The following is an 11,306-nucleotide window of genomic DNA, read 5'->3' on the forward strand; positions in this document are numbered from 1 at the left end:
TGCGGCTGATGGACGCCCTGATGGCGATCCGGCGCGGCGGGGTGGCCGTCGACCCGAACGGGCCGGATGACACCAAGCTGTCGGAGGAGGAGAGCCGCAAGCTGGCCGAGCGCAAGGCCCGCCGCGAGCGATCGCTGCGGATCGCGGCCGAGCGCAGGGCCGCCGAGGACGCCGTCGAGGACCCGCTGGAGGGCACCCGCTCGGATGTGGCCACCGACGTGCCGGTGCCGACCCCGCCGTTCTTCGGATCACGGGTGATCAAGGGCATCGCGCTGGCCGAGTACGCCAACCTGCTGGACGAGCGCGCCACCTTCATGGGCCAGTGGGGGCTCAAGGGCGGCCGCGGCGGGAAGGGACCGAGCTACGAGGAGCTGGTCGAGACCGAGGGCCGGCCGCGGCTGCGGTACTGGCTGGAGCGGTTCCAGACCGAGGGCATCCTGGAGGCCGCCGTGGTCTACGGCTACTTCCACTGCGTCAGCGAGGGCAACAAGCTGATCATCCTCGGCGAGGACGGCGGCGAGGCCGAGGCGTTCGAGTTCCCGCGCCAGCGCCGGGACCGGCGGCTGTGCCTGGCTGACTTCTTCCGCTCCCGCGAGTCCGGCGAGACCGATGTGGTGGCCTTCCATGTGGTGACCATGGGCTCGCGGATCTCGGAGTTCGCCAACGAGCTGTTCGCGGCGAACAACTACCGCGACTACCTCGAGGTGCACGGCCTGTCGGTGCAGCTGACCGAGGCGCTGGCCGAGCTGTGGCACCGCCGGGTGCGCGAGGAGCTGGGTTACGCCGCCGAGGACTCCAGCGACCTGGACGAGATCTTCAAGCAGGGTTACCGCGGGTCCCGCTACTCCTTCGGCTACCCGGCCTGCCCGAACCTGGAGGACCAGGAGCAGGTGTTCCGGTTGCTCAGGCCGGAGCGGATCGGGGTCGAGCTGTCGGAGGAGTTCCAGCTGGTGCCGGAGCAGTCGACCTCGGCGATCATCGTGCCGCACCCCGAGGCCAAGTACTTCGCCGCCAAGTGAGCGGGCCGCCCGACGACCTGGCCCGATCCGGCCTGCAGGCCGTGCTCTGGGACCTGGACGGCACCCTGGTCGACACCGAGCCGGCCTGGATGGCGGCGGAGTACCGGCTGGTCGAGTCCTTCAACGGCAGCTGGAGCACCGCGCACGCCCAGGCGATCGTGGGCAACGCGCTGCTGGACGCCGCCGCCTACATCCGCGAGCACGGCGGCGTGGAGTTGCCGCTGCCCGAGATCGTGGACCGGCTGCTGGTCGAGGTGGAGGCCGCCGTCCAGCGGGAGATCGCCTGGCGTCCGGGGGTGCGCCGGCTGCTGGCCGAGCTGCGGTCGGCCGGCGTGCCGTGCGCCATGGTGACGATGTCGTACGAGTCCCTGGCCCGGTCGGTCGCCGATCAGCTGCCGGCCGGCACCTTCGACACCCTGGTCACCGGTGACCAGGTCAGCCGGGGCAAGCCTGACCCGGAGCCGTACCTGACGGCGGCCCGGCGGCTCGGCGTGGACCCGTCGCGGTGCGTGGCGATCGAGGATTCGCCGACCGGGGTGGCCTCGGCGGAGGCTGCGGGATGCGTGGTGCTCGCGGTGCGGAACCAGGTCCCGCTCGCCGCAGCGCCGGGCCGGACCGTGCTCGAGAACCTGGCCGCCGTGACGGTTGAGGACCTGGTGGCCCTGGCGCCGGGCTCTGCCGGGGCGCAGGCGTCGGTCAGCAGGAGGTAGCAGGATCCGGCTGCCGGGGCTCAGACGTCGAGGACGGCTCCCATGCCGACAGCGGCCTCGGGGCGCCGTTCCTGGGTGGATGCGGCCAGGGCGTCGAGCGGGAACGGTGGTGGGGTGCCGCCCTTGGCCGGGCACAGCTGCTGGTGGCTGCACCAGTCGCACAGCTTGGACGGGCTGGGCCGGAAGTCCCCGGTCAGGGTAGCCGCGGCGATCGCCTTCCAGATGGCCTGCAGGGTCCGCTCGAAGCGGGCCAGCTCCTCGGCCTCGGGCTGGTAGCTGAGGGTGTCGGTGTCGGCGAGGTATATCAGCCGCAGCTGCCGGGGCACCACTCCGCGGGTACGCCAGAGCACCAGGGCATAGAACTTCATCTGGAACAGCGCCCGGGCCTCGAAGGTCTCCCGCGGGATCGAGCCGGTCTTGTAGTCCACCACCCGGATGTCACCGGCGGCGGAGATGTCGAGGCGGTCGACGTATCCGCGCAGCCGCAACCCGTCCAGCACCACCTCGACCAGCTCTTCACGGGCGGCCGGCTCCAGCCGCCGCGGATCCTCCAAGGCGAAGTAGTTCTTCACCAGCTCGCGGGCAGACTCCAGCCAGGCGGTCAGCTCCATGCCCTCCTCGTCGTCGGAGAAGAGCTGGGCCAGCTCCGGCCGGGCCTCGAGCAACTGCTGCCAGGACGGCAGCACGTCGGCCTGGGCCTGCTCCACGGTGCGCTCGCCGGCCGGCAGGTCGTACAGGTGTTCCAGAACCGCGTGCACCACGGTGCCGCGGGTCGCGGCACGGCTCGGTGTCTCGGGCAGCCGGTCGATGCTGCGGAACCGGTAGAGCAGCGGGCAGGTCTTGAAGTCGGCGGCCCGCGACGGGGACAGCGAGCCGAGGAAGGCTGGTGGCAGCGGTGCCTGCTCGGCCGGTGGGGCGTCCAGCAACTCGGTCATGGGGGCAAGACTAGGCGGGGGTACTGACAGAACTGCCGAACCGGCCCGCGCGTCGGCCGGGCCATCGCCGGGGCGGGCGAGGTCGGCAGCGGGCAGGTGGCCGGCCGGGTGCATTCAGAGCCAGCGCAGGTGCTTGAACGGCCAGCTGACCGCGACGGACCGGCCCACGATGCTGGAGTCCGAGATCACGCCGAAGACCCGGGAGTCCAGCGAATCGCACCGGTTGTCGCCCATCACGAAGTACGTGCCGGCCGGCACCACCACGGCGGCGAAGTCCCCGGTGCCGCCGCAGGCCGGGTTGACGTAGGGCTCGTCCAGCGCCCGGACGCCGATGAACACCTTGCCGTCGTGGCCGCTGACGGTCTCGCCCGGCAGGCCGATCACCCGTTTGATCAGCTGCTTGTCCTCCGGCGGCGCCAGCGGCGGACGGTCGAAGACGACCACGTCCGAGCGGGCGACCGAGCCGAACCGGTAGGACAGCTTGTCCACCACGACCAGGTCAGGCTCGCAGTGCTGGCAGCCGTGCAGGGTCGGCTCCATCGAGCCGGACGGGATGTAATAGGAGGCGACCACGAAGCTCCGCAGCGTCACCACGATCACCGCGACGGTGAGCAGGAAGGTCAGGGCACGCGCCAGCCGGGGAGTCCAGCTGGGCCGCCGCCGGGCGCCGGCCGGGCGGCGCGGACGCTCCGGGGGAGTCCCGGGCGGCTGCCCGTCCGGTGGCGTGGAGCCGGGAGCGGCGGTGGCCAGCCCGGAGCGGCGTTCGGCAACCCGGGCTCGGATGCGGGCCTGCAGGTCGAGGTCGGGCCCGGCGCCCGCGGACCGCTCACCCTTCGCCACAGTGGTCAAGGCTAAACCGTCCGCTGACCGGCAGCCGCGCTGGCAGCCGGCCGGCCGGCGCCTCAGTAGGATCAGGCGATGAGCAGCCCGCGGTCGGCGCCGGATCGGCATCCCCGAGTCAACGGCCGGCTGCTGCGGATCGGCTCGGTGCTGGGGGTGCCGATCTTCCTCACGCCGAGCTGGGTGCTGGTGGCCGGATTCATCACCTTCAGCTACGCCGGCTTCCTCCGCGAGCAGATTCCGGGCGCCTCGCCCGCTGCCTCGTACGCCCTGAGCCTGGTGTTCGCCATCGCGCTGGCGGCCTCGGTGCTGCTGCACGAAGTCGGTCACACGGTGGTCAGCAAGGTGGTCGGCCTGCCGGTCCGCCGGATCGTGGTGTTCCTGCTGGGCGGGGTGTCCGAGATCGAGGGGGAGGCCCGCAGGCCGCGGGACGAGTTCGCCATCGCCGCGGCGGGCCCGCTGGTCTCCCTCGGCCTGGCCGGCGGCTGCTGGGCGGTGAGCCTGCTGCCGGCGGCGCAGTCCGCGGGTGCGGTGCTGCTGTTGCTGCTGGCCTGGAGCAACCTGGTGATCGCCGTCTTCAACGTGCTGCCGGGGCTGCCGCTGGACGGCGGCCGGCTGCTGCAGGCGCTGATCTGGATGATGGGCAGCTCCCGGCTGACCGCGATCCGGATCGCCGCCTGGTCCGGACGCGGGGTGGCGGCGCTGCTGGCCCTGGCCATCGTGTTCGGCAACGCGATCCTGGGCGGCAACTCACCGGCCGACCTGGTCTCGGTCGGCTCGACCGTGATGGGGTTCGCGGTGGCGGCGTTCCTGTGGATCGGGGCCGGCCAGGCGCTGCAGATGGCCGAGCTGAACGCCCGGGCGGAGAGCCTGCGGCTGGGGGAGCTGCTGCGCCGCTCGCTGTACCTGCCCGCCCAGACCCCGGTGTCCGAGGCGGTCCGGCAGGCTGCGGAGACCGGCGCCGGCGGCATCGTCGTGATCGACGGCCAGGGCCGCAGCCGGGCGCTGGTGGACGAGTCGCAGATCGCCCAGATCCCGGCCGACCAGCGGCCGTGGACGTCGTTGAGCCAGGTCGCGCGCGAGCTGCAACCGGGCCTGATCCTGGCCGAGGACCTCGCCGGTGAGCAGCTCATCGACACGCTGCGGGCGCATCCGGCCTCGGAGTACCTGGTGGTCGGCGGGGACGGGGTGGCCCGCGGGATCGTCGCCGCCGTCGACCTCGCACGGGCGCTCGGCCTTCCCCAGCCGAAGCTGCGCCGGCAGCCGGTGGGCTGATCACCCGATCCCCGGCTAACCCTAAACTTCTAGAGACTAACTGAGAGAACGGTGTCTTCCCTCGTGCCCGATGTGTTCGATGTGACCGAGCCCGACCTGCCCGACGCGCCGGGCGCCACCGCCCGGTTCGAGGCTGGTGACCGGGTCCAGCTCACCGATCCCAAGGGCCGGCTGCACACCATCACCCTGGAGCCGGGCAAGCAGTTCCACACCCACCGGGGCGCCATCGAGCACGACCACCTGATCGGGGCGCAGGAGGGCTCGGTGGTGCACTCCAGCGCCGGCACCGGCTACCTCGCGCTGCGCCCGCTGCTGGCCGACTACGTGCTGTCCATGCCGCGCGGGGCCGCGGTCATCTATCCCAAGGACGCCGCGCAGATCGTGGCGCAGGGCGACATCCATCCCGGAGCGCGGGTGCTGGAAGCGGGCGCCGGCTCCGGGGCGCTGACCTGTTCGCTGCTGCGCGCCGTCGGCGCAGGCGGCACGGTGATCTCCTACGAGCGCCGCGCCGATCACCTCGACCATGCCCGGCGCAACGTCGATGCGTTCTTCGGCGGCCCGCCGGAGAACTGGGACCTGCGGCTGGCCGATGTCAGCCGGCACCCCGCCGAGGAGGTCGTCGACCGGGTCATCCTCGACATGCTGGCGCCGTGGGACGTGCTCGCGGCGGTGGGAGCGGCGGTGCGGCCCGGCGGGGTGCTGATCGGCTACGTGGCCACCACCACCCAGCTCTCCCGGCTGGTCGAGGCGCTGCGCGACTCCGGCGGCTGGACCGAGCCGCAGGCCTGGGAATGCCTGATCCGCAACTGGCACGTGCTGGGGCTGGCGGTCCGTCCCGATCACCGGATGCAGGGCCACACGGCCTTCCTGGTGACCGCCCGGCGACTGGCGCCCGGGGTGGTGGCGCCCACCCGACAGCGCCGGCCGGCCAAGACGGTGGAGCTGGAGGTGGCGTTCGGGATGGTGGTCGAGCCGGAGACGGACGAGGGGGAGAAGGCCCCGTTCCGGCCGCAGCTGCCCTGAGCCAGGCAGCCGCGTCAGGCCAGCCCTCAGGCGTCCGGCCCGGCCACCGCCACCCCGTCGGCGGCCCGGGCGACGTGGATGCAGTTGCCCGGGCAGTCCTTGGCCGAGTCCAGGACGTCGAGCCGGAAGGTCGCCGGCACGTCCACCCGGGCGCCGTCGCTCTGCTTGAGCTGGCCGTCGGCGTCCTTGACGTAGGCCAGGCCGTCGACGTCGAACTCGAAGATCTCGGGGGCATACTGCACACACAGACCGTCACCGGTGCACAGCTGCTGATCGATCCACACCTCGAGCGCTTCGGGGTCCGTCCCGTCGCCGTCTGTCACCGTCGCTCCCGTCCGCAAGCGCTCTGCGACGGCTGCGGGCGGGCCGGCAGGTGGCAGAGCGTAATGGATGTGTAACCGCACATCAGGGTAGATGCCTCGCGATTTCACACTGCGTGTGTAGGGTGAAAATCGAGCAGCGCCCCTACTGTTCAGCAGGTTCATCGAAAGGGTACCCAGATGGCGGAAGAGTTCGGCAACGACCGAGCGTCCGGCAAGCCGGATGCGGCGGAACTGGCCTATGAGATACAGATCCTGCGCGCCCGCATCGCCGAATCCCCACGTCAGATCCGCGCGCTGGAGGACCGGCTGGTCGAGACCCAGGCCCGGGTGGCCTCGCTGACCGACCGTAACGAGCGGCTGGCGGACACTCTGCGTGACGCCCGCGACCAGCTCGTCACCCTCAAGGAGGAGATCGACCGGCTGGCGCAGCCACCGTCGGGCTACGGCGTGTTCCTGGAGAAGGTGGACGAGCACAGCGTCGACATCTTCACCGGCGGGCGCAAGCTGCGGGTGGCGGTCTCGCCCGAGGTCGGCATCGACACCCTGGAGCACGGCCAGGAGGTCATGCTCAACGAGGCCATGAACATCGTCCAGGCCCGCGGCCACGAGCGGGCCGGCGAGGTCGTGATGCTCAAGGAGATCCTGGAGGGCGGCGACCGGGCGCTGGTGATCGGGCACACCGACGAGGAGCGGATCGTCCACATCGCCGACGTGCTGCGCGGCTCGCCGCTGCGGGTGGGGGACTCGCTGCTGCTGGAGCCGCGCTCGTCCTACGTCTACGAGCGGATCCCGAAGAGCGAGGTCGAGGAGCTCGTCCTCGAAGAGGTCCCCGACATCGACTACACCGACATCGGCGGGCTGAGCTCGCAGATCGAGCAGATCCGCGACGCCGTCGAGCTGCCGTTCCTGCACGCCGACCTGTTCCGCGAGCACCAGCTGCGCCCGCCCAAGGGCATCCTGCTGTACGGCCCGCCCGGCTGCGGCAAGACGCTGATCGCCAAGGCGGTCGCCAACTCCCTCGCCAAGCAGGTCGCCCGGGTGCGCGGCGACGACGAGAAGGGCCGGTCGTTCTTCCTCAACATCAAGGGCCCGGAGCTGCTCAACAAGTACGTCGGCGAGACCGAGCGGCACATCCGGCTGGTGTTCCAGCGGGCGCGGGAGAAGGCCAGCGAGGGCACCCCGGTGATCGTGTTCTTCGACGAGATGGACTCGATCTTCCGGACCCGGGGCTCCGGGGTCTCCTCCGACGTCGAGAACACCATCGTGCCGCAGCTGCTGAGCGAGATCGACGGCGTCGAGGGCCTGGAGAACGTGATCGTGATCGGCGCGTCCAACCGCGAGGACATGATCGACCCGGCCATCCTGCGTCCCGGCCGGCTGGACGTGAAGATCAAGATCGAGCGGCCGGACGCCGAGGCTGCCCGCGACATCTTCGCCAAGTACATCCTGACGTCGCTGCCGATCCACGAGGAGGACCTCGCCGAGCACGGTGGCTCACGCGAGGCCACCGTGAAGGCGATGATCCAGCACACCGTGGAGCGGATGTACACCGAGAGCGAGGAGAACCGGTTCCTCGAGGTGACCTACGCCAACGGCGACAAGGAGACCCTCTACTTCAAGGACTTCAACTCCGGCGCGATGATCCAGAACATCGTCGACCGCGGGAAGAAGATGGCCATCAAGGACCTGCTGACCACCGGCCAGCGCGGCCTGCGGATGCAGCACCTGCAGGCCGCCTGCGTCGATGAGTTCCGGGAGAACGAGGACCTGCCCAACACCACCAACCCCGACGACTGGGCCCGCATCTCCGGCAAGAAGGGCGAGCGGATCGTCTACATCCGCACGCTCATCTCCGGCGGCAAGGGCAGCGAGTCCGGACGGGCGATCGACACCATCTCCAACACCGGGCAGTACCTGTAGCGATATCTGGTTGAGCCCACCCGGATGATGTCCGGGTGAGCGGTTGGCAGGCGTGGCTGCGGTCGGTGGCCCTGGATCTCGGGCCGCTGCGGCGCTACCGGGATTTCCGGCTGCGCACCATCGCCGCCAGCGTGTCCACCTTCGGCGCGTACTTCACGATGATCGCGGTGCCGATCCAGATCAAGGAGCTCACCGACTCCACGGTGGCGGTCGGCCTGGTCGGCGTGTTCGAGTTCGTCCCGATCGTCGCCGTCGGCCTGCTCGGCGGGGCGGTCGCCGACCGGTTCGACCGCCGCAGGGTGGTGCTGATCTCCGAGCTGGCGGCGCTGGCCTGCACGCTGGTCCTGCTGGCCAACTCGCTGCTGCCCGAGCCGAGGCTCTGGGTGATCTACCTGGTGGCCGCCGGCGCCGTCTCGGCCAGCTCGATGCAGCGCCCCAGCCTGGACGCGATGCTGCCGCGGTACGTGCCGCACGCGGAGATCCCGTCGGCGAGCATGGTCAACAACCAGGCGTGGGGGCTGGCCAACATCGCCGGCACCATGCTCGGCGGAGTGCTGGCCAGCGTCAACGTCAGCGTGGCCTACACCGTCGACGTGGCCAGCTTCGTCGTGTCGCTGCTGGTCTTCCTGCGGCTCAGCCCGCTGCCCCGGGTCTTCGGCGCCGTGGTCCCCGGCGTCCGGGCGACGCTGGGCAGCGTCGGGGAGGGCATCCGGTACGCGGCCGGCCGCAAGGACCTGCTCGGCACGTACCTGGTCGACACCATCGCCATGACGACGGCGATGCCGGTGGCGCTGTTCCCGTTCTTCGCCGCCGAGCTGGGCGTCCCGCACGCGATCGGGCTGCTGTACGCCGCGGACTCGGTGGGCGGGCTGCTGGCCGGCGCCTTCTCCGGATGGGTCCGCCGGGTGCACCGGCACGGCCTGGCCATCATCGTCGCGGCGCTGTGCTGGGGAGCGTCGATGGGGTTGGCCGGCCTGATGCCGAACCTGGGCCTGGCGCTGGTGTTCCTGGCCTGCGCCGGCGCCGCGGACATGGTGTCGGGCACCTTCCGCGGAGTGATCTGGGACCAGACCATTCCCGACGAGCTGCGTGGCCGGCTGGCCGGCATCGAGCTGCTGTCCTACTCGATCGGGCCGACGCTGGGCAACGCCCGGGCCGGCTTCATGGCGGTGGGCGGGGTCCGCTTCGCCATCGCCAGCGGCGGCCTGCTGTGCGTCCTCGGCGTCAGCGCGGCGGCCGCGGCGCTGCCCCGGTTCCGGGCCTACGACAGCCGCACCGATGAGTTCGTGCGTGCTGAGAAGGAGCGTCGCAGCGCCTCATCGAGCACCGGCGCCACTCCGTCCAGCGGCCCGAGCACGTAGCCTTGCTCCATGAGGGAGCGTCGCACATGAGCGTGATACGGGTGATGGGCACCGAGGTCGAGTACGGGATCAGCCTGCCCGGCAACCCCAACGCCAACGCGATGCTGCTCTCGGCCCAGGTGGTCAACGGCTACGCCTCGCTGCTGCCCGGCGGCCGCCGCCGGCGCCCCGGCTGGGACTTCGAGGAGGAGTCCCCGCTGCGCGACGCCCGCGGCTTCGATCTGTCCGGCCCGAACAACGTCGCCGAGCAGTTCCTCGACGACGAGGAGGACGCGGGCCTGGCCAACGTCGTGCTGCCCAACGGCGCCCGGCTCTACGTCGACCACGCCCATCCGGAGTACTCCACCCCGGAGGTCACCTCGCCGCTGGACGTCGTCCGCTTCGACAAGGCCGGTGAGCTGGTGATGACCGCGGCGGCCCGGCAGGTCGAGCGGCTCAGCGGCACCACCATCACGCTGTACAAGAACAACACAGACAACAAGGGTGTCTCCTACGGCGCGCACGAGAACTACCTGATGAGCCGGCAGACCCCGTTCTCCTCGATCGTCAGCCAGCTCACCCCGTTCTTCGTGACCCGCCAGGTGGTCTGCGGCGCCGGCCGGGTGGGCATCGGCCAGGACGGCCACCAGCACGAGTTCCAGATCAGCCAGCGGGCCGACTTCTTCGAGGTCGAGGTGGGGCTGGAGACCACCCTGAAGCGGCCGATCATCAACACCCGGGACGAGCCGCACGCCGACGCCGAGAAGTACCGGCGGCTGCACGTCATCCTGGGCGATGCCAACCTCGCGGAGTTGTCCACCTTCCTCAAGGTGGGCACCACCTCCCTGGTGCTGGCGATGATCGAGGACCGCTGGCTCAGCGACGACCTGCGGATCAGCGAGCCGGTGCGCGAGCTGCGCGCGGTCAGCCACGACGCGTCGCTGCGGCACGCCATGCGGCTGCACGACGGCCGGACGGTGACCGCGCTGCAGCTGCAGGGGGAGTACCTGGAGCGGGCCAGCAAGTACGTCGACGACCGCTACGGCAGCGATGTCGACCCGCAGACCGCGCAGGTGCTCGCCGAGTGGGAGTCGGTGCTCACCCGGCTCGCCGAGGACCCGATGCTGCTGGCCGGCGAGCTGGACTGGGTGGCCAAGCTGCGGCTGCTCAACGGCTTCCGCGAGCGCGACGGGCTGGACTGGTCCTCGCCCCGGCTGCACGCCATCGACCTGCAGTACGCCGACATCCGGCCGGGCAAGGGGCTGTTCCACCGGCTCGTCCAGCGTGGCTCGATGCGCACCCTGATCGACCCGGACGATGCGGTCCGGGCCATGAACTCCCCGCCCACCGACACCCGGGCCTACTTCCGCGGCGAGTGCCTGCGCCGGTACCCCGACGCGGTGGCGGCGGCGTCCTGGGACTCGGTGATCTTCGACGTCGGGCAGCAGTCGCTGGTCCGGGTGCCGACCCTGGAGCCGCTGCGGGGCTCCAAGGCGCACGTGCAGGAATTGCTGGACCGGTGCCCCACCGCGCAGTCACTGGTGCAGGAATTGGTCGGCCGCTGACTTCGGTCCTGCCGGGCATTACCAGCCAATTGCCGGTCCGCACGGCGACGGGGCTGCTCGAACTACTAGTGTTCCAGGGGTACTCGCCGCCGGGCGGGTCTGCGGAGGTAATCATGGCCAGTCACGAAGGCGGACAGTCCCGTCCCGCCAAGCAGCGCGCGGATGTCGACGAGGTAGCCGAGGACACCAGCACCGATGTCGCCGAGCGCCACGAGAAACTCAGCGACGACGTCGACGCGATCCTGGACGACATCGACGAGGTGCTCGAGACCAACCCTGAGGACTTCGTCCGGAGTTTCGTCCAAAAGGGCGGCCAGTGAGCGGTCACGGCGACAAGGCTCATGGACTACTGCGGT

General features: G+C 70.9%; 10 protein-coding genes and 1 pseudogene. 8 read left to right on the plus strand and 3 right to left on the minus strand.

The annotated features are described in order from the left end of the window. Together VF612_RS02230 and VF612_RS02235 are read left to right on the plus strand one after the other, a co-directional pair. The coding region (locus tag VF612_RS02230) for a vitamin B12 dependent-methionine synthase activation domain-containing protein (protein ID WP_408658217.1) at positions 1-1,019 on the plus strand (1,019 nt) is incomplete at its 5' end. Continuing rightward, positions 1,016-1,729, plus strand: coding sequence for an HAD family hydrolase (locus VF612_RS02235; protein WP_408658218.1), 714 nt, complete (start codon positions 1,016-1,018; stop codon positions 1,727-1,729). The genes VF612_RS02230 and VF612_RS02235, both read left to right, overlap by 4 nt. Before the next feature lie 20 nt (positions 1,730-1,749). Here VF612_RS02235 and VF612_RS02240 read toward each other — a convergent pair whose 3' ends face one another. Together VF612_RS02240 and lepB are read right to left on the minus strand one after the other, a co-directional pair. Then, entirely contained in the window at positions 1,750-2,664 is a 915-nt protein-coding gene (locus VF612_RS02240) for a RecB family exonuclease (RefSeq protein WP_408658219.1), read from the minus strand. A 114-nt stretch (positions 2,665-2,778) separates the two neighbouring features. Continuing rightward, a complete protein-coding gene (gene lepB / locus VF612_RS02245; protein WP_408658224.1) occupies positions 2,779-3,504 on the minus strand; it encodes a signal peptidase I in 726 nt (241 codons plus the stop codon). Between the two features lie 78 nt (positions 3,505-3,582). Here lepB and VF612_RS02250 point away from each other — a divergent pair, with 78 nt between their 5' ends. Further along, on the plus strand, positions 3,583-4,779 hold the full coding sequence (locus tag VF612_RS02250) for a site-2 protease family protein (protein ID WP_408658220.1): 1,197 nt from the start codon (positions 3,583-3,585) through the stop codon (positions 4,777-4,779). Positions 4,780-4,851: 72 nt separating this feature from the next. Next, on the plus strand, positions 4,852-5,802 hold the full coding sequence (locus VF612_RS02255) for a tRNA (adenine-N1)-methyltransferase (RefSeq protein ID WP_408658225.1): 951 nt from the start codon (positions 4,852-4,854) through the stop codon (positions 5,800-5,802). A 26-nt stretch (positions 5,803-5,828) separates the two neighbouring features. Here VF612_RS02255 and VF612_RS02260 read toward each other — a convergent pair whose 3' ends face one another. Further along, the gene (locus VF612_RS02260) at positions 5,829-6,125 is read right to left on the minus strand and encodes a ferredoxin (protein WP_408658221.1); all 297 of its coding nucleotides are present in this window, start codon (positions 6,123-6,125) and stop codon (positions 5,829-5,831) included. Between the two features lie 264 nt (positions 6,126-6,389). On the opposite strand from VF612_RS02260, the pseudogene arc reads away from it, so the two are divergent. From arc to VF612_RS02280, 4 genes and pseudogenes are all read left to right on the plus strand, one after another. Then, a pseudogene (gene arc / locus VF612_RS02265) lies at positions 6,390-8,045 on the plus strand (proteasome ATPase); the annotation flags it as partial. Between the two features lie 35 nt (positions 8,046-8,080). Further along, complete coding sequence (locus VF612_RS02270) at positions 8,081-9,406, plus strand: MFS transporter (RefSeq protein WP_408658222.1); 1,326 nt, start codon at positions 8,081-8,083, stop codon at positions 9,404-9,406. Between the two features lie 26 nt (positions 9,407-9,432). Continuing rightward, positions 9,433-10,950 (plus strand): depupylase/deamidase Dop, encoded by a 1,518-nt coding sequence (gene dop / locus VF612_RS02275; RefSeq protein WP_408658223.1) that lies wholly within the window; start codon positions 9,433-9,435, stop codon positions 10,948-10,950. A 113-nt stretch (positions 10,951-11,063) separates the two neighbouring features. Then, positions 11,064-11,270, plus strand: a complete 207-nt coding sequence (locus VF612_RS02280; RefSeq protein WP_408653640.1) for a ubiquitin-like protein Pup — start codon at positions 11,064-11,066, stop codon at positions 11,268-11,270. Positions 11,271-11,306 lie beyond the last annotated feature (36 nt).

The sequence above is a fragment of the Jatrophihabitans sp. genome (assembly GCF_036388195.1).
In the GTDB taxonomy this organism is placed as follows: domain Bacteria; phylum Actinomycetota; class Actinomycetes; order Mycobacteriales; family Jatrophihabitantaceae; genus Jatrophihabitans_A.